Source organism: Nocardia canadensis (assembly GCF_032656385.1).
Classification (GTDB): Bacteria; Actinomycetota; Actinomycetes; order Mycobacteriales; family Mycobacteriaceae; genus Nocardia; species Nocardia canadensis.
Map to the genome: position 1 here is coordinate 62,309 of NZ_JAVCWB010000002.1, position 17,922 is coordinate 80,230.

Here is a 17,922-nt window from a genome sequence, read left to right on the forward strand (position 1 = left end):
CCGCGCAAGGTTGTTGTGGCCGATGGTGATCGAGGTGAGACGGGTTCGTGAGGAAATCAGCGACGGCGGTCGGTGAGCCAGGCCAGCGGACGGCGATGGTGCGGCCGCGCCCGGTTCTCCCAGCGCGGGTTGTCCTCGTTGCGCCGGTAGACCGGGATGCGGCCCGCGATGGTGAAGCGCAGATCGCGTGCGGTACCGACGACTTCGCCGTCGGCGGCCACCGACACGGGGACGTGCACGGCCACCGACAGCTCGTGCATCTGGCGCTCGCCGTAGACCCGGCTGTGCCCGATGGCGGCCAGCATCAGCGCGATGACGGCACGGGTGCGGGAGAACCGGACGTCGGCGCGCAGCCAGCGGACATCGAGCAGGCCTTCGTCCAGCCGGGACCGGAACGCCGGGACCGCGCCGTGCGGATGGTACGGACCGTTGCCGATGAACAGGAACCACAGATCGTGCCAGCGGTCGTCGATCCGGACGCGGGTCGGTTCGGCCCGGCGCAGCATGACGATCAGCGCCGCCGCGAACGCGGGCCACTTACCCCAGCGGTCCTCCCACTTCTCGCGCAGCCGGACCAGTTCGGGGTAGGCGCCGATGCTGGCGGTATTGATCAGGTAGTGGGTGCGCGGCCCCTCGGGGGTGTCGAACTCGACGGCGGCGATGTCGACTTCGACGGCCTCGCCCGCGCCGGTCGCGTCCACGACCTCGCGCAGGTCGTAGACGCCGAGGTCGCGCGCGAAGTGATTGAGGGTGCCCGCCGGGACGACGACCAGCGGCAGATCATTGCGCACCGCGACGGCCGCCGCGGCGGCGATGGTGCCGTCACCCCCGGCCGCGCCGACCGCGACGATCGAGGAGTCGACGGCCTCCTGCAACAGTTCGACGGCGTCGCGTCCGGGCTCGGTGTGCAGCAGGGTGGCCGCGGGCAGCGCCTCGGCGATGTCGGCGGTGGGGTCGTAGGCGGAGTCGCCGGAGCGCGGATTGATCAGCAGCAGTAGACCTTTGCCGTCGACCAGGGCGGGCGCGTCGCGCACCACGTGCGCGTCCGCCTCGTCGGATTCGCGGATCGGCCACCAGCGGCGGGTGGCCAGCGCGACACCGGTGCCGACGGCGGCACCGACGAGAACGTCGGACGGCCAGTGCGCGCCGGTGTGGATGCGCGAATAGGCGACAGCGGCGGCCACCGGGGCGACGGCGAGTGCGGTCCGCGGGCTCTCCAGGGCGACGGCGGTGGCGAAGGCCGCGGCGTTGGCGCTGTGCCCCGACGGGAACGACGACGACACCGGCGCGTCGATCAGGCGCCTGCCGTGCGGCATGAGTTCGGCCGGGGGACGTCGGCGCGGGATCAGTGACTTGAGCACCAGATTCACCGTGAAGCTCGACCCCGCCAGCGCGATCACCCCGCGCAGGGCGGCCCGGCGCGGTTGGCCGGGCTTGACCGCCAGCACCGCCGCCGCGGCCAGCCACAGACCACCGGTGTTGGCGGACTTGGTCAGGCGCAGCATGCCCCGGTCCACCGACGACTCCGGGATCCTGGACACGGTCTGGCTCAGCACCCGGTCCATCCGGGAGACGGTGCGGAACCTGCGGCCGGACATCTCACTCACGGCCACGACCTTACCGCCGTTGCCCGGCATCGGCTTTCGCGCGCGGGCGACCCGGACCCCGATGACGGCGGCCGGCACCGACGCCGACGTCGGGGCTCGGACCCCCCTGCTCGGAGGTTCGCGTGGTGCCGGGAGGGACCGATAAGCTCTCGGCCATGACCGACAACGCGCTGCTCGAGGGCCCCATCCACGCTGTTCACGTCGAACTCGGAGCAACCTTCGCGCCGTTCGGCGGGTGGGAGATGCCCGTGCAGTACGGCGGCACCGTCGGCGAGCACACCGCCGTGCGCACCACCGTGGGACTCTTCGACGTGAGTCACCTGGGCAAGGCCACGGTCGCCGGCCCCGGCGCGGCGGCGTTCGTGAACTCGGCGCTGACCAACGATCTGGCCCGGATCCGTCCCGGCAAGGCCCAGTACACGCTGTGCTGTGCCGCCGACGGCGGCGTGATCGACGATCTGATCGCCTACTACGTCAGCGACGACGAGGTGTTCCTGGTGCCCAACGCCGCCAACACCGCGGCCGTCGTCGCCGAGCTGCGCACCGTGGCGCCCGAGGGCGTCACCGTGACCGACGAGCACCGCGACTACGCGGTCTTCGCGGTGCAGGGCCCCCGGTCGACCGAGGTGCTGGCCGCGCTCGGCCTGCCCACCGACATGGAATACATGGCCTACGCCGACGCCGAATGGGACGGCCGCCCGGTGCGGGTGTGCCGGACCGGCTACACCGGCGAACACGGCTACGAGCTGCTGCCCCGCTGGGCCGACGCCGAGGCGGTCTTCCGCGCGCTCACCGCGCAGGTCCTCGCCGCGGGCGGCCAGCCGGCCGGGCTGGGCGCGCGCGACACCCTGCGCACCGAGATGGGCTACCCGCTGCACGGCCACGAGCTGTCCCTCGACATCACCCCGAACCAGGCCCGCACCGGCTGGGCCGTCGGCTGGAAGAAGCCGGAGTTCTGGGGCAAGGCGGCACTCGAGCAGGAGAAGGCCGACGGCCCGCGCCGCACCCTGATGGGTTTGAAGGCGCTCGATCGCGGCGTGCTGCGGCAGGGGCAGACCGTGCTGCGCGACGGCGAACCGGTCGGCGAGACCACCTCGGGGACGTTCTCGCCGTCGTTGAAGATCGGCATCGCGCTGGCCCTGCTCGACACCACCGCGAAGCTGGAACCGGGCGATGAGGTGGAGGTCGACGTGCGTGGGCGCAGGCTGCGCTGCGAGGTGGTCAAGCCGCCGTTCGTCGACACCAAAACGAAGTAATTCCGCGCAATGGATAGGATCGCATCATGACAGTCGCTGCACAGTTCACTCGTATTCCGCATCCGGCGCCCGTTTCGGCGCAGCAGCGGGAAGAGGTACTGGCGGCCCCCGGTTTCGGGCGGTTCTTCACCGATCACATGGTGTCGATCGACTACGCCGACGGCGCGTGGGGCAACGCGCGGGTCGAGCCGTACGGCCCGCTGTCGATGGACCCGGCGACCATGGTGTTCCACTACGGGCAGGCGATCTTCGAAGGGCTCAAGGCCTACCGGCAGCCCGACGGCAGCATCGCCACCTTCCGGATCGACGCCAACGCCGCGCGCTTCCGCCGCTCGGCCGCCCGGATGGCGATGGCCGAGCTGCCGGAGGAGCTGTTCGTCGAATCCGTGCGTCAGCTGCTCGACGTGGACGCCGACTGGGTGCCCGCCGCAGGCGGCGAGGACTCGCTGTACCTGCGTCCGTTCATGTTCTCCACCGAGGCGGGCCTGGGCGTCAAGCCCGCGGCGGCCTACAAGTACCTGCTGCTGGCCTCGCCGGCCGGCGCGTACTTCCCGCGCGGGGTGAAGCCGGTGCGGGTGTGGCTGTCCACCGAGTATGTGCGCGCGGCCCCCGGCGGCACCGGCGAGGCGAAGGTGGCAGGCAACTACGCCGCCTCGCTGCTGGCCCAGGCTCAAGCCACCGAAAAGGGCTGTGACCAGGTCGTGTGGCTGGATGCCTGCGAGCGCCGCTACGTCGAGGAGATGGGCACCAACAACCTGTTCTTCGTCTACGGCACCGGTTCCGAGGCCCGGCTGGTGACCCCGGAGCTGTCCGGCTCGCTGCTGCCCGGCATCACCCGCGACTCGCTGCTCACCCTGGCCGCCGATTCCGGCTACCCGGTCGAGGAGCGCAAGGTCTCGGTCGAGGAATGGCGCACGGGTGCCGAATCCGGCGAGATCAGCGAGGTTTTCGCGTGCGGCACCGCCGCGGTGATCACCCCGGTCGGCTGGGTGCGCTCGGCCGACGGCGAGTTCAGCATCGGCGGCGGTGAGCCCGGCGAGGTGACGATGGCGCTGCGCGACACGCTGACCGGCATCCAGCGCGGCACCTTCGCCGACACCCACGGGTGGATGCGCACGGTGTAATCGGAGCGCCGGCGCGCTCGAGTCGCGGCCACTTCTGTCCCGTCGGTCAGGCACCGTTGCTCGCTCCTGTGTCGCCTACGCAACGGCAACCCGACCGACGGGACGGCCGCGACGGCCGACTGCGTCGGCCTGCCCCTCCTCGAGGTCGGGGCGTGATGGCCGAGTTCGTCTGCCTAGCCCGGCATCAGGGCCTGCCACTGCTGCAAGGTCTGCGGGCGAAGGACGTAGTTGTTGTCGCGGATGGCCGACAGTTCGGCGCTGGGCTGTTCGGAGTACCAGTGGCCGGGGTAGACGACCGGGTTGCCGTCGAGGGCGGCCAGGTGGCGCAGGCTGCGGAACATCTCGTCGGAGTCGCCGCCGGGGAAGTCGGTGCGGCCGCAGCCGTCGACGAACAGGGTGTCGCCGGAGATCAGGCGGCCGTCGAACAGGAAACACTGGCTGCCCGGGGTGTGGCCGGGGGTGTGCAGTAACTCGATCTCGAGCGCGCCGACCTTCACCTTGTCGCCGTTGTCGTGGCCGGTCAGTTCGCTCGGCGCGATTCCGGTGGTCTGGGCGACCCAGTCCAGTTCCTGCTTGTTCACGTGCACCGCGACGCTGGTCTTCTCCAGCAGCTCACGCACGCCGCCGAGGGTGAAGCCGAGCATGGTGCCGCCGACGTGGTCGGGATGGTGGTGGGTGGCGAGCACGCCGGTGACGGTCATCCCGTCGGCGGTCGCGACGTCGACCAGGTCCGATGCCTTGTAGGCGGGATCGACGACGACGGTTTCGCCGGTCTCCCGGTCGCCGATCAGATACGCGAAATTGCGCATCTGCGTGGCGATCGGATCGCCGACGGCGTAATCCCGGCCGGACAGTAGCTGGCGGAAGTAGAGGCGCTCGGAAGACATGTCAACACTGTATTGCCACCGGTGTGCTGGGGGAGCACCCGAGTACCGATGAGCGGACTGTCTGTGCGACCACACAACCGCCGCCGTCCCGAGCTTGTGACCAATGCAGGTTTCACATCGCTGGGCGGTGGACTAACCCGCGAGCGAGAACCCAACGGCCGCAAGTGAAACAGTGATCTCGACGACGGCGCCGAGCACGTCGCCGGAGAGCCCGTCGAAGCGGCGGACGCAATGCCGGGTCAGCGTGATCGTCAGCGCGAGCACCGCGACGGTCACCACGGGGCCGAGCCAGAGGTTGGCTGGCACCGCGAATACCGCCGCCACCACGGCCGCCATCGGCCAGATCAGGACGGGGCCGAGCGGCTGGGTGCCCGCCACCAGCGTGCCGAACCCGGAGTCGGGGGCCGCGCGGATGCCGCGACGGCAGGCGAGCACCACGGCGACCCGGCCCAGGGCCACGGCCAGCACGATCGCGACCCACCGCTGCTCGCCGGCCAGCGCGGCGAAGGCGACGGCCTGGATCGCGATGGCGAAGATCAGCGCCGCCACCCCGAACGGTCCCGCGCCGCCGGACTTCATGATCTGCCTGGCCCGCTCGGGCGGACCGTAGCTGCCCAGGCCGTCGACGGTGTCGGCCAGACCGTCCAGGTGCATGCCCCGGGTGAGCAGCGCGAGCAGCCCGACGGTGAGCAGTCCGGCCAGCAGTGTGGTGAGCCCTGCGGCCACCGACAGCCGCATCGCCGCGGCGGCCGCCCCGCCGAGCAGCAGCCCGACCAGCGGCGCGAGCGCGATGGCCTGGCCCGCTGCCCGCCGGTCGACGGTATCGGGGCCGCGCACCGGCAGGACGGTGAGCCAGGAAACGGCCAGCCGCACGCTGTTCACGAGGCGCTCCGCGACCGCGGCGAACGGGTTATCGTCATGGGTCCGCGGTGGTGGCGGGCCCGGCCACCTCGCGCGACGCCACGAATCGCGGATCGGCACCGGGCGCGCTGGCACGACCTGGCGTGCACAGGGAACGACCTGCGGCTGACGGTGCCCGTCGCGACCGTGCTCACTTGCTCAGGTCGACGGCGTCCAGCTCGTCGGCGGTGCTGACGCCCGCGTCGGCGAAGGTCGACATCTCCGCGAGGGTGGCGACGGCGGCGCGCAGGATCGGCAGCGCGGTGAGCGCGCCCGAGCCCTCGCCCAGTCGCATGCCCAGGTCGACCAGTGGTTCCCGGCGCAGATGCTTGAGGGCCAGGTCGTGCGCCGGTTCGGTGGAGCGGTGGCCCGGCAGCCACCATTCCTTGGCGCCCGCGGCGAGGTCCTCGGCGACCAGGGCGGCGGCGGTGACGACGACACCGTCGAGCACGACCGGGGTCCGGCGGTTCGCGGCCTGGGCCAGGAATCCGGCCATGGCGGCGAAGTCGGCGCCCGCGGCGACCCGCAGCAGGTCGACCGGATCGGTGGCGACGGGCCGGGCCCGTCGCATGGCGTCGCGGATCGCGGCGACCTTGCGGATCCAGCCCGCGTCGTCGACGCCGGTGCCGCGGCCGACGGCGGCGACCGGCTCGGTGCCGGTCAGCGTCGCGATGAGAACGGTGGCGGGGGTGGTGTTGCCGATGCCCATGTCTCCGGCGATCAACAGGTCGGCGCCCGCGTCGATCTCCTCGTCGGCGATCGCGCGGCCCGCGGCCAGTGCGGCGGCGACCTCGTCGGCGGTGAGCGCGTCCTCCCGGTCGATCGCGCCGCTGCCGCGGCGCACCTTGTGCTGGGCGACCGCGGGATCGGTGTCACCGTCGACGGCGATATCGGCCACCCGAACCGTCGCCCCCGCGACCGCGGCGAGCGCGTTGACGGCCGCCCCGCCCGCCAGGAAGTTCGCCACCATCTGCCCGGTGACCTCGCTCGGGTAGGCCGAGACGCCGTGCCGGGCGACCCCGTGATCGCCGGCGAACACCACGACCCTGGCGCGCTCGAACTGCCGGGGCGGGCACACGCCCTGGCAGGCCGCGATCCAGTTGCCGAGGGTCTCGAGCCGTCCCAGCGATCCGGCCGGTTTCGTGAGCTGCGTCTGGCGCTGCTCGGCCGCCGCGCGGACCTGCGCGTCCGGGGCCGCGACCGGTCCGAATCCGTGTGTCACTTGCAAGCCTTTCGACAGGGGTGCCGGGTGTTCGACGCTCATCTTGCCCGGATCACGGTGCGTCGCGCCGACCGACCCGGCTCATTTCAGCCGGACCGGCAGCCCGGCCACTATCAGGAACGCCTCGTCGCACACCCGGGCCAGGTGCTGGTTGAGCGCGCCGATCTCGTCGCGGAACAACCGCCCGGAGCGGGTCGCCGGGATGACACCCAGCCCGACCTCGGGCGAGACGATCACCAGCCGCTGCCGGTAGGACTCGACGGCCGCGACGAGCGCGTCGCAGTCGGGGGCGACGGTGCCGCGCGGGGCGTCCCAGGCGGCGCGGGCGTCGAGGCGGGCGGTGAGCCAGGTGCCGATGTCGTCGAGCAGGGTCGCGGGCGCCGCGGTGGTGAGAACCGTTGCGGGCTCGGTGTTCTCGACGGTCGTCCAGTGCGCGGGCCGCCGGTCGCGGTGTCCGGCGATCCGGGCGGCGAAATCCTCGTCGGCCGGATCCAGCACGGCCGTGGCGAGATAGCGCACGGTGGTCGCCTCGGCCAGCAGGTTCTCGGCGAACGCGGACTTGCCGGAGCGGGCGCCGCCGAGGACGAGGGTGCGGGTCGGGGCGCTGGCTGGCATGCCAGCACGGTAGCAATCAGCCGACGCCGAGTGCGTCGAGGATCATCGGCCGGGCGGTGGTGATCGACTGCTGCCAGTACGGCCAGGTGTGGGTGCCGGTGCCGAAATCGACCCGTGCGGGAATGCCGAGGGCCGCGGTCCGGTCGCGGAAGATACTGGCCGCGATCACCGCGAACGCCTCGATGCCCGCCGCGTTGACGGTGTCGCCGACGCCGTTGGGCAGATCCAGCGGGCCGGGGACGCCGTTGCCGGTGGTGACGTAGATCGGCAGCCCGCGCAGCCGTTCGGCCTGGACGGTGGCGTCGTTGCGGCTCCAGGCGGGATCGCCCGCGGCGCCCCACATGTCGTCGATATTGAACCCGCCCTCGTCGAGCATGGCCGCGCGCATGGCCTGATTCCACAGCGGGTAGGCCGGGTTGAGGAAGCCGGAGAACGATCCGGCGAACCGGAACTGGTCACGATGATGGGCGGCCAGGGTCAGCGCGGCATTGCCACCCATGGAGACGCCGACGATCGCGTTGTCGGTGCGCGAGACGCCGTATCCGGCCAAGAAGTCCGGCAGTTCGCGGGTGAGGAAGGTCTCCCACCGGTAGGTCGTGGCCTGCCGATTGGTGCTGCTCGGGCGGTACCAGTCGGTGTAGAAGCTCGAGTGCCCGCCGACCGGGAACACCAAGGTGACGTCGTCACCGGCGAATCGGCGCAGCACGTCGGTGTCGGTGGTCCACTGGCTGTGATCGGACGGCGCGCGCAGCCCGTCGAGCAGATACAGCGCCGAGCTGCCACCGCGCGCGGCCCACTGCACCTGCACCCGCACCGGCCCCATGCTCGACGGGACCAGCAGCTCCTCGAAACCGCCTGCGGGAGTGCGCGTTACCGGTGCGGCGAGCGGTCCGGCGGTGGCCGTCGACAAGCCGATCGACGACAGGACCACGGCCGTCGTGACGACCGAGAGCGCTCTTGTCAGCGTCCGAAGATTTCCCCACCCAGCATGAAGCACCAGACCAGCCTGTCGATGAGCGCGCGGGACAGTCAAGGCGATGCTGAGGGTCTACAGGCCGACCGGGTGGAGAACTGTGCTGTTCGCCAAGGGATCGGCGGCGCGAGACCGGATCGCGCCACACGGCGCGCGCTCGCCCCCCCTACGAGGAGGCGGGCTCGCGGGTAGGGCCGCCGAAGCGGCGGCGGTATTCGGTGGGGGCGATGCCGACCTGGCGCTGGAAGTGGTGGCGCAGCAGTGCGCCGGAGCCGAAGCCGGACTGGTCGGCGATGCGTTCGAGCGGCATGTCGGTGGCCTCGAGCAGGTGCTTGGCGAACAGGACGCGCTGGGTGGTGAGCCACTTGACCGGGGTGGTGCCGGTCTCGGCGGCGAAGCGGCGGGCGAAGGTGCGGGTGGACATGCTGGATCGGGCGGCCAGCTCGTCGACGGTATGCGGGTGCGCCAGGTTCTCGGTGAGCCAGGTCAGCGTGGTCGACAGGCCCTCGGAGCGGCATTCGGGCACCGGCTGCTCGATGAATTGGCGCTGGCCGCCGTCGCGCTGGGGCGGCACGACCATCCGGCGGGCGATGCCGTTGGCCGCGGCGGTGCCGATCTCGCGGCGCACCAGGTGCAGGCAGGCGTCGATGCCCGCCGCGGTGCCCGCGCTGGTGATCAGGTTGCCCTCGTCGACGAACAGCACGTCCGGGTCGACGGTCGCGTCGGGGAACTGGGCGGCCAGGATGTCGACGTAGCGCCAGTGCGTGGTGCATTTGCGCCCGTCCAGCAGCCCGGCCGCGCCGGCCAGGAAGGCGCCGGAGCACACGGTCAGCACGATCGCGCCCGCGTCCGAGGCCGCCCGGACCGCCTCGACGACCCGCTCGTCGTAGCTGTGGCCGACGGTGAAGGGAAAGGCCGGGATGGCGACGAGGTCGGCGTGCACCAGCTCGTCGAGGCCGTACTCGGGCGTCACCGAGACGCCCGGCGTGGTGGAGCGCAGCGGCTTGCCGGGGGTGGCCCCGCAGACCTTGAAGTCGAAGCCGGGCAGACCGTCGGCGGTGCGGTCGAGCCCGAAAACCTCACAGACGACGCCGAATTCGAACATGGCGAGTTTGTCGTTGAGGACGACCGAGACCTTGGACAGCATCACCCCATGCTATCTGGCCGGATTTTTACGCACAATGACAGTACCGCCACTTTCGGCTGAAAACTGACGAGCGCAAAATTTCTGCCATGGTTACTTTTTCGATCGTCCTCGCCACCATCATCGGACTCGCCGTCCTCATCGGGCGCGGGACCGCCGGCTCGACCGGCGTCGTCGACCGCGACGCCCAGCGCATCGACGCCGAACTGGCCGCCATCGCCGGCTATGCCACCGACATCCGCCCCGGGCATCACTGAACGCGCGAATGCCGCCCCACCCGCGGGTGGAACGGCATTCGTGAGGGCGAACTCAGACGGCGTCGCCGGGGCCGACCCGCGGCTTGGGGGCGCGCATCTTGCGGATCTGCGAGGCGCGCACGAAGGCGTACCAGCCCAGCTTGAAGCCGGTGTCGGTGGTGTCGGGGTAGCGCTCGATCACCCGGTTGTTCACGATCTTGCCGAGCACGAAGCCCTCGATGATCATGAACACCATCATCACCAGCATCGCCAGCGTCACGATGGTCTGCAGCCCGGGGGCGACGAACATCGACAGGATCAGCACCAGCGCCATCGGCATGAACAGGCCGACCAGGTTGCGGCGGGCGTCGACCAGATCGCGCACATAGGCGCGTACCGGGCCCTGATCGCGGGGCAGCAGGTACTTGTCCTCGCCGGCCAGCATCCGGGCGCGGCGGTCCTGCACGGCGGCGCGGCGGTCGGCTGCGGCGGCCTTGCGGTCTTCCTTGGAGCCCTTCGCGGCCTTGCGGCGGGCGCGGGCTTCCTTGGCGGTCATCGGGGCGGGCGCCACCGGGCCGCGCCGTTTGCCTTCGGCCTCACGCCTTTTCGGGGTCGGGCGACCCTTGCCCGGGGTGGTGGAGGCGGGTGCGGTGGCGGTCTGTTCGACATCCGGCACCGAGGGGTCGACGGACTCGTCGATGGTGCTGGACTCGTCGCGACGGAACAATTTCACGTTCACCAGGCTATTCGATAGTGCCGAGCATCGGGAAATGCGGTCCGCCGAGCGGTGCGCCCGGTCTCATCGGCGCCCGGAGTGCGAGCTGGGTCACGCCGACGCGACGCGTACTGTGGGGTGAACCACCCAGGTCGAATCCACGCTGCGTGGCGGGGGTGGCAAAATAGGAATAGCAGCCGCCGCGATGGTGTTGAAATCAGTCGTGCGCTGTGCACCTGAGGTCCGTTACGCGGGCCGGCCGACTTAGGAGTGTCCATGACTGTGCAGAACGAGACCGCCACCGAGACCCACGGTGCGACGCTGACCGACGCTGCCGCCGCCAAGGCGAAGGCGCTGCTCGACCAGGAAGGTCGCGACGACCTCGCCCTGCGCATCGCCGTCCAGCCGGGTGGCTGTGCCGGCCTGCGCTACCAGCTCTTCTTCGACGACCGCGTCCTCGACGGTGACATCGTCGTCGAGTTCTCCGGCGTGAAGCTCGCCGTCGACCGCATGAGCGCCCCCTACATCCAGGGCGCCTCGATCGACTTCGTCGACACCATCGAGAAGCAGGGCTTCACGATCGACAACCCGAACGCCACCGGCTCCTGCGCCTGCGGCGACAGTTTCAACTAGCGGCTGGCGCCGCGGGTTTTCGGCAGTGTCGATTGGCGGCTGGCGCCGCGGGTTTTCGGCAGTGTCGATTGGCGGCTGGCGCCGCGGGTTTTCGGCAGTGTCGATTGGCGGCTGGCGCCGCGGGTTTTCGGCCTCGTAACCCCGCGACCGAGGGGCGATACTCCGGCTTCGCCGTGACGTATCGCCCCTCGGTCGCGGGGCGGCCGAAAACCGTAGCGCGGAGGTGAACCCCAGGGGGTGTGGCGCTTGCTACCGTTGAAGTCCGGGATCTGGTGATCTCGGGCTTTTCTGTTCCCGCGCCTAATGTCGAAGGGGCCTCGCCTCGTGTCTGTTGCTGTGTCCGCATCCATCGCCACCGACCACCTCATGCGTTTTCCCGGCAAGTTCGCCGACGTGCTGCTCGCCGATCAGCTCGACCATGTGTCCCTGAGTTTCCTCGTCGACGACCTGCAGATCCGCCGGGGCGGCGTGGCGGGCAACATCGCCTACGCGATGGGTCTGCTCAAGCAGCGGCCCGTGCTGGTCGGCGCGGTGGGCGCCGACTTCGCCGAGTACCGGCAGTGGCTCGAGTCCAACGGTGTCGACTGCTCGGCGGTGCACGTGTCGAGCACGGCGCACACCGCGCGGTTCGTCTGTACGACCGACGAGGCGATGGCGCAGATCGCCTCGTTCTACCCGGGCGCGATGAGCGAGGCGCGCGATATCGATGTCGCCGCCATCGCCGACGCGCACGATGTCGACCTGGTGCTGGTCGGCGCGAACGACCCCGAGGCGATGGTCGCGCACACCCGCCAGGCCAAGGCCCAGCGCATCGCCTTCGCCGCCGACCCGTCCCAGCAGCTGGCCCGCCTCGACGGTGAGCAGGCCGCCGAGCTGGTCGACGGCGCGGCCTACCTGTTCACCAACAAGTACGAGTGGGGCCTGCTGCTGCAGAAGACCGGCCTGACCGAGGAGCAGATCGCCGCCAAGGTCGGCATCCGGGTGACCACCCTGGGTTCGGAGGGCGTGCTCGTCGTCGACGCCGACGGCACCGAGGTGCGTGTCGGCGTGGTGCCCGAGGTGTCCAAGGTCGACCCGACCGGTGTCGGCGACGGCTTCCGCGCCGGCTTCCTCACCGCTCACCGCGCCGGCCTGAGCCTGGAGCGCGCCGCCCAGCTCGGCTCCCTGATCGCCGTGCTGGTCCTGGAGACCACCGGCACCCAGGAATGGACCCTCAACCGGGACGAGGCCGTCGAACGCCTCACCAAGGCCTACGGCGCCGACGCCGCCGACGAGCTGTCGGTCCTGCTGTAACCGAAAACCGAACGCCCCCTCGATCTGTCGATCGAGGGGGCGTTCGCGCGTCGCGGGGGACTACAGCGAGACCGGGTAGACCGGTTCCTGGATCTCCGGCTTGATCCGGTCCTCGACGAAGATGCCGTGCCAGACCATGAACACGAGCAGGGTCCACAGGCGGCGGCTGTGGTCGGACACCCCGGCCTTGTGGTCGCGCAGCATCTGCAGCACCGCGGCCTTGTCGATCAGGTGGTCGGTCTGGGACTCGGCGATCTGGGTCTGGGCCCAGTCGTAGAGCTCGGTGCCGCGCAGCCAGTGCCGCAGCGGGACCGGGAAGCCGAGCTTGGCGCGGTGCAGGACGTGGTCGGGCACGATCCCGTCCAAGGCCTGACGCAGCGCGTACTTCGAGGTCTCCTTGGTGATCTTCTGGTCGTAGGGCAGCCCCTGGGCGACGCGCATCACCTCGTTGTCCAGGAACGGCACCCGCAGCTCCAGCGAGTTGGCCATGGTCATCTTGTCGGCCTTGACCAGGATGTCGCCGCGCAGCCAGGTGAACAGGTCCAGGTGCTGCATCCGGGCCACCGGGTCCCAGCCCGCGGACTGGGCGTAGATCGGCGCGGTGACGTCCTGGTGGGTCCACTCGGGCCGGAACTCACGCAGCACCGAGCGCAGCTGCGCGTCGTTGAAGCTGCGGGCGTTGCCGTAGTAGCGGTCCTCGAGGGTGAGCGACCCGCGCTGCAGCAGCGACTTGCCGCGCCTGCCGTCGGGCATCTTGTCGCCGAGCTTGCCGACGAGCTTGCGCAGCCCGGCGGGCAGGTACTCGAACGGCTTGAGCGACAACGGCTCCCGGTAGATGGTGTAGCCGCCGAACAGCTCGTCGGCGCCCTCGCCGGAGAGCACCACCTTGACGTGCTTGCGGGCCTCCTTGGCCACGAAGTACAGCGGCACCAGGGCCGGGTCGGCGACCGGGTCGTCGAGGTACCAGACGATCTCGGGGATCGCGGCGGCGAACTCGGCGGGGGAGACCACCTTGACGATGTGGCGCGCGCCGATCAGCTCGGCGCTCTCGGCGGCCACGTCGACCTCGGAGTAGCCCTCGCGCTCGAAGCCGGTGGTGAAGGTGATGAGCTTCGGGTTGTGCCGCATGGCCAGCGCCGCGATGGCGGTGGAGTCGATGCCGCCGGACAGGAACGACCCGACGGTGACATCGGCGCGCATGTGCTTGGCGACGGAGTCCTCGAGCGCCGCGGCGATCTCGGCGTAGCGGGCCCGCTCGGCGCCCTCGGCGAACGGGCGGACCCGGAAGTCGGGGCGGAAGTAGCGGGTGGTCGTCGGCGCCTGCCCGACCTTCACGGTGGCGTAGGTGCCGGATTCGAGGCGGCGGATGTTGCGGTGCAGCGACTCGGGCTCGGGCACGTACTGCAGCACCGTGTAGTGCTCGAGCGCGCGCGGATCCAGTTCGTCGGAGAGCCCGAGCGGGCCGAGCAGTTCCAGGACGCTCTTCTTCTCGCTGGCGAAGGCGGTGCCGCCGGGGCCGGTCGCGTAGAACAGCGGCTTGATGCCGAACGGGTCGCGCGCCAGGAACAACTCCTGGGTCTCGGTGTCCCAGATCGCGAAGGCGAACATGCCGCGCAGCTTGCGCACGGCCTCGGGGCCCCAGAAGTGGAAGGCGGCCACGATGGACTCGCCGTCACCGTCGGTGGCGAAGATCTTGCCGTCGGGGAACTCGGCGCCGTGCTCGGCGGCCAGCTGCTCGCGCAGTTCCAGGTAGTTGTAGATCTCGCCGTTGAACGTCATCGCGTAGCGCTGCGGGTTGTCCGCGGGGCCCCAGCGCAGCGGCTGGTGCGAGTGCTCGATATCGATGATGGAGAGCCGGTTGAAGCCGAAGATCATGTGATCGTCGAGGGGCCCCCGCTCCGAGGCGACGCCGTGCCAGGTTCCCTTTTCATCGGGGCCGCGGTGCCGCTGGCAGTGCAGCGCGTCGTACACCTGATCGACCACCTCGGTCGTCGCCGGATCAGCTGTCAGGAATCCGAGCAGTCCGCACACGGTGTCGGCAACCTTCTCTCGTTCGATGATGGGGTGGCCGCTCCTCGGGCCGAAACGCTGTGTCCGAGTATGCCGCACACCCGGGCGACGCGCCGCGCCCAACCCGTCGCCGCGGTGCCCGCGACCCGCCGCGGACGGCAAACCGCAGGTCGCCGCCTCCGGTGCGGTCACAGCGGAGTGTCGAACACGACCCCGCGACAAGACAGCGCCCGCTTTGGTCTACGCTGCGTAGTACTCAGGTCCTTCTCAGGTGTGCAGGCGTCACAGCGGCAATACTCGAGGGCGGCCTGAAACGTGCTTGAAAGCGGTGTCGGAACGGGCGGATCGCGGCCCGGACGACGCAATGTGTCGGAATGTGTAGCGACCAGGAAGGCGTGAGCGTGGCGCACAAGGCGAGCGAAGAGATCGGGGCACGACCCGTTCGGGGTCGGCAGGGCCGCATCCTTCGACGGGCCGGGCTGGCGGTGTCCTTGGGGATCACTGCCGTCCTCGTCTCGGGCTGCTCGATCGACAATGTATGGCTGCGGTTCGGCTGGCCCTCGGGCATCACGCCGCAGGCCACCCGGATGCGGGAGCTGTGGACCTGGTCCGTGCTGGCCGCGCTCGCCATGGGCGTGCTGGTCTGGGGTCTGACCTTCTGGACCGTCATCATGCACCGCAAGCGCAAGGACTCCCCGGAGTTCCCGCGCCAGACGGGCTACAACGTGTCGCTGGAGCTGACCTACACGGCGATCCCGTTCGTGATCATCGCGGTGCTGTTCTACTTCACCGTGGTCGTGCAGAACTACGTGCACGAGAAGACGGACAACCCGGATGTCACCGTCGACGTGACCGCCTTCCAGTGGAACTGGAAGTTCGGCTACCGCAACGTCAACAACGTCGGTGGGCTGACCTGGAACGGCATCGACTCCGAGCGTGAGCTGGCGAACGAAGAGCAGCTGGCACAGTACGAGGAGCGCAAGAACGAAGAGGGTCACCCGCAGCCGGGTCCGTTGCACGGCAAGCCGGCCAACGACATCCTCTCGTACCTGCACTACGACAAGGTCGAGACCATCGGCTCCAGCACCGAGATCCCGGTCCTGGTGCTGCCGACCGGCAAGCGCATCGAGTTCCAGCTCGCCGCCGCCGACGTGATCCACGCCTTCTGGGTGCCGGAGTTCATGTTCAAGCGCGACGTGATGCCGAACCCGAAGGAAAACCAGTCCGACAACGTCTTCCAGATCTCCGAGATCGAGAAGGAAGGCGCGTTCGTCGGCCGCTGCGCCGAGATGTGCGGCACCTACCACTCGATGATGAACTTCGAGGTCCGCGCGGTCTCGCCGGAGAAGTACGCCAAGTACATGCAGGCGCGCATCGACGGCAAGACCAACGGTGAGGCGCTCGAGTCGATCGGCGAGTCGCCGGTGGCCACCTCCACGTACCCCTTCAACACCAAGCGTGACATCAAGAGCGCTTCGGTGAACGAGAGCAAGTGAGGATTCTGATATGAGGATCGAAGCACGGATCTTCGAACTGCTCACGGCGTTCTTCATCCTGGTGGGCATCGTCTACGGCTTCTTCACCGCTCAGTCGCGCACCGGCATCGAATGGGCCGGTACCACCGCGATCGTGCTGACCGCGGGCCTGTCGCTGATCATCGGCACCTACTTCCGGTTCGTCGCGCGCCGCATCGACCTGCGGCCCGAGGACTACGAGGAGGCCGAGATCGTCGACGGCGCCGGTGACCTGGGCTTCTTCTCGCCCGGCAGCTTCTGGCCCATCACCCTGGCCGCCGCCGGTTCGGTGACCGCGCTGGGTCTGGCGTTCTTCCAGATGTGGCTGATCGCCCTGGGCGTGGTGTGCGTGCTGGGTGCCGCCGCCGGCCTGGTGTTCGAGTACTACCTCGGCGCCGAGAAGCACTGAGCGACAGCTACACAGACACAAGGGAAGGGCCCCACCGGATTCCGGTGGGGCCCTTCCCTTGTCTGGGCGGATGGGGCTAGACGCTGTAGCGCAGCGCCTGCTCCGAGCGGCAGATGTCGTCGATGCCGGAGACGATCTCGCGCAGCTGCTCCGACGGCAGCGCGGAGGGGCGCAGGCGGCAGGTGAAGGTGATCAGGCCGTAGTCGGCAGGGGACAGGCCGCGGGCGGCCGCCTCGGCGCGCAGGTACGCCGAGCGCACGCCGTAGGTCATCGCGGAGATGACGGTGAAGCAGCCGGTGCGTTCCCGGTGGTTGGAGAACAGGTCGTGCAGGCCGTAGAACACCGAGCCGTAGTTGGCCAGCGGGGCGAACACGCCGACCCGGTAGGCCGGGCCGCGCTCGGAGGAGCTGATCACGGTATCGGCCAGGTACTCCGCGTCGCGCATGGTGAGCACCTTCGGCGCGAACATCAGCGCGCCCGCCGCCGCGTTGCGGACCGGCATGCCCGCGCGCCCGCCCGCCGCGGAGGCGATGGCGCCCAGTGACTTGCGGGTGCGGGTGCCGACCTCGCGCCGCGCCCGCAGGCCGCGGGTGGGGGCGGTGGGGTACAGGCTCGACCACTGGCCGAAGCGGACGGCGCCGAGGGTCACCTGGCCGGTGCCGACCGGGCGGGCCACCTTCAGCGGGGCGGTGTCGACCCAACGGCCGACCTGCAGCGCCGCGCTGCCCGGATTGGTGATCTCGGTGGTGGCGTGCTCGACGAAGGAATCGAAGTCGAGGAACCGGTCGGCGTCGGTGGTGAGCCAGGTGTGGTCCTTGTCCACCTCGACGACGTCGAGGGTCAGCGCGGTGATGATGCCCGCCCGGCCGCCCGCGCCGAGGATGCGATGGAACCGCTCGGTGTGGTGGCCGCGCCCGCAGGTGCCGATCCGGCCGTCGGGGTCGACGTACTCCAGGTCGACGATCTGATCGATGAACATGCCGTAGCGGTGCGAGGCGGTACTGACGCCACCGACGGAGGCGAAGCCGCCCGCGGTGATGTCGCGATGGTCGCCGACCACCGGCAGCCCGAGACCGTGCGCGCCGAGGCGGCGGTCGATCTCGGAGAGCTTGGCGCCCGCCTGCACCCGGACCGTCCGCCTGCCCAGGTTGATGTCGAGCACCGAGTTCATCTTGCGCAGCGAGAGCACCGCGCGCTGATCGGCCAGCCCATAGGACTCTTCGGTCTGCTCGCCGCCGCGAACCGTCAACCGTTCCGAACGATCGCGCGAATCACGTACAGTGCGAACGACATCCGCGGTGTCCCGGGGGAGATATTCTTCGGAGATGACGGAGTGCGGCGTGCCCATGACCGCATAGCTAACCACAGCTCGGCGATTCTTGCG

17 protein-coding genes are annotated in these 17,922 nt (G+C 70.1%); 7 read left to right on the top strand and 10 right to left on the bottom strand.

Annotated features, from left to right (window positions below):
• Positions 1 to 56 precede the first annotated feature (56 nt).
• On the bottom strand, positions 57 to 1,598 hold the full coding sequence (locus Q7X29_RS03560; protein ID WP_255587327.1) for a bifunctional phosphatase PAP2/diacylglycerol kinase family protein: 1,542 nt from the start codon (positions 1,596 to 1,598) through the stop codon (positions 57 to 59).
• Positions 1,599 to 1,762: 164 nt separating this feature from the next.
• Here Q7X29_RS03560 and gcvT point away from each other — a divergent pair, with 164 nt between their 5' ends.
• Together gcvT and Q7X29_RS03570 are read left to right on the top strand one after the other, a co-directional pair.
• Complete coding sequence (gcvT, locus tag Q7X29_RS03565) at positions 1,763 to 2,863, top strand: glycine cleavage system aminomethyltransferase GcvT (protein ID WP_316573295.1); 1,101 nt, start codon at positions 1,763 to 1,765, stop codon at positions 2,861 to 2,863.
• Between the two features lie 26 nt (positions 2,864 to 2,889).
• A complete protein-coding gene (locus Q7X29_RS03570; RefSeq protein WP_316573296.1) occupies positions 2,890 to 3,987 on the top strand; it encodes a branched-chain amino acid aminotransferase in 1,098 nt (365 codons plus the stop codon).
• 173 nt (positions 3,988 to 4,160) lie between these two features.
• On the opposite strand, the gene Q7X29_RS03575 is transcribed toward Q7X29_RS03570, so the two are convergent.
• The 6 genes from Q7X29_RS03575 to Q7X29_RS03600 all read right to left on the bottom strand — a co-directional run bounded on the left by Q7X29_RS03575 (position 4,161) and on the right by Q7X29_RS03600 (position 9,731).
• On the bottom strand, positions 4,161 to 4,874 hold the full coding sequence (locus Q7X29_RS03575; protein WP_218717139.1) for an MBL fold metallo-hydrolase: 714 nt from the start codon (positions 4,872 to 4,874) through the stop codon (positions 4,161 to 4,163).
• Between the two features lie 132 nt (positions 4,875 to 5,006).
• Positions 5,007 to 5,756 (bottom strand): adenosylcobinamide-GDP ribazoletransferase, encoded by a 750-nt coding sequence (locus Q7X29_RS03580; protein ID WP_218717138.1) that lies wholly within the window; start codon positions 5,754 to 5,756, stop codon positions 5,007 to 5,009.
• A gap of 169 nt (positions 5,757 to 5,925) precedes the next feature.
• Complete coding sequence (gene cobT, locus Q7X29_RS03585; protein ID WP_218717137.1) at positions 5,926 to 7,038, bottom strand: nicotinate-nucleotide--dimethylbenzimidazole phosphoribosyltransferase; 1,113 nt, start codon at positions 7,036 to 7,038, stop codon at positions 5,926 to 5,928.
• Positions 7,039 to 7,077: 39 nt separating this feature from the next.
• Positions 7,078 to 7,611, bottom strand: a complete 534-nt coding sequence (locus Q7X29_RS03590; protein ID WP_218717136.1) for a bifunctional adenosylcobinamide kinase/adenosylcobinamide-phosphate guanylyltransferase — start codon at positions 7,609 to 7,611, stop codon at positions 7,078 to 7,080.
• Between the two features lie 16 nt (positions 7,612 to 7,627).
• Positions 7,628 to 8,608, bottom strand: coding sequence for an alpha/beta hydrolase (locus tag Q7X29_RS03595; RefSeq protein ID WP_316573297.1), 981 nt, complete (start codon positions 8,606 to 8,608; stop codon positions 7,628 to 7,630).
• 142 nt (positions 8,609 to 8,750) lie between these two features.
• Positions 8,751 to 9,731: a helix-turn-helix domain-containing protein gene (locus Q7X29_RS03600; protein WP_316573298.1), complete on the bottom strand. Its 981-nt coding sequence runs from the start codon at positions 9,729 to 9,731 to the stop codon at positions 8,751 to 8,753.
• An 86-nt stretch (positions 9,732 to 9,817) separates the two neighbouring features.
• Here Q7X29_RS03600 and Q7X29_RS03605 point away from each other — a divergent pair, with 86 nt between their 5' ends.
• Positions 9,818 to 9,985 carry a hypothetical protein gene (locus Q7X29_RS03605; RefSeq protein WP_316573299.1) on the top strand — a complete coding sequence of 56 codons (168 nt, stop codon included), beginning with the start codon at positions 9,818 to 9,820 and terminating at the stop codon, positions 9,983 to 9,985.
• Positions 9,986 to 10,037: 52 nt separating this feature from the next.
• Here Q7X29_RS03605 and Q7X29_RS03610 read toward each other — a convergent pair whose 3' ends face one another.
• On the bottom strand, positions 10,038 to 10,697 hold the full coding sequence (locus tag Q7X29_RS03610) for a DUF3043 domain-containing protein (RefSeq protein WP_218717133.1): 660 nt from the start codon (positions 10,695 to 10,697) through the stop codon (positions 10,038 to 10,040).
• Between the two features lie 258 nt (positions 10,698 to 10,955).
• Between Q7X29_RS03610 and erpA the strand changes: the two genes are divergently transcribed.
• Together erpA and Q7X29_RS03620 are read left to right on the top strand one after the other, a co-directional pair.
• On the top strand, positions 10,956 to 11,312 hold the full coding sequence (gene erpA, locus Q7X29_RS03615; protein WP_067496006.1) for an iron-sulfur cluster insertion protein ErpA: 357 nt from the start codon (positions 10,956 to 10,958) through the stop codon (positions 11,310 to 11,312).
• A gap of 303 nt (positions 11,313 to 11,615) precedes the next feature.
• The gene (locus tag Q7X29_RS03620) at positions 11,616 to 12,605 is read left to right on the top strand and encodes a carbohydrate kinase family protein (RefSeq protein WP_255587322.1); all 990 of its coding nucleotides are present in this window, start codon (positions 11,616 to 11,618) and stop codon (positions 12,603 to 12,605) included.
• 60 nt (positions 12,606 to 12,665) lie between these two features.
• On the opposite strand, the gene asnB is transcribed toward Q7X29_RS03620, so the two are convergent.
• The gene (asnB, locus tag Q7X29_RS03625) at positions 12,666 to 14,636 is read right to left on the bottom strand and encodes an asparagine synthase (glutamine-hydrolyzing) (protein ID WP_316573300.1); all 1,971 of its coding nucleotides are present in this window, start codon (positions 14,634 to 14,636) and stop codon (positions 12,666 to 12,668) included.
• Between the two features lie 353 nt (positions 14,637 to 14,989).
• On the opposite strand from asnB, the gene ctaC reads away from it, so the two are divergent.
• A complete protein-coding gene (ctaC, locus tag Q7X29_RS03630) occupies positions 14,990 to 16,111 on the top strand; it encodes an aa3-type cytochrome oxidase subunit II (RefSeq protein WP_218717130.1) in 1,122 nt (373 codons plus the stop codon).
• Positions 16,112 to 16,121: 10 nt separating this feature from the next.
• Entirely contained in the window at positions 16,122 to 16,538 is a 417-nt protein-coding gene (locus tag Q7X29_RS03635; protein ID WP_218717129.1) for a cytochrome c oxidase subunit 4, read from the top strand.
• A gap of 76 nt (positions 16,539 to 16,614) precedes the next feature.
• Here the strand turns inward: Q7X29_RS03635 and Q7X29_RS03640 are convergent, their stop codons facing one another.
• Positions 16,615 to 17,886 carry an FAD-binding oxidoreductase gene (locus tag Q7X29_RS03640; protein WP_218717128.1) on the bottom strand — a complete coding sequence of 424 codons (1,272 nt, stop codon included), beginning with the start codon at positions 17,884 to 17,886 and terminating at the stop codon, positions 16,615 to 16,617.
• Positions 17,887 to 17,922: the final 36 nt, after the last annotated feature.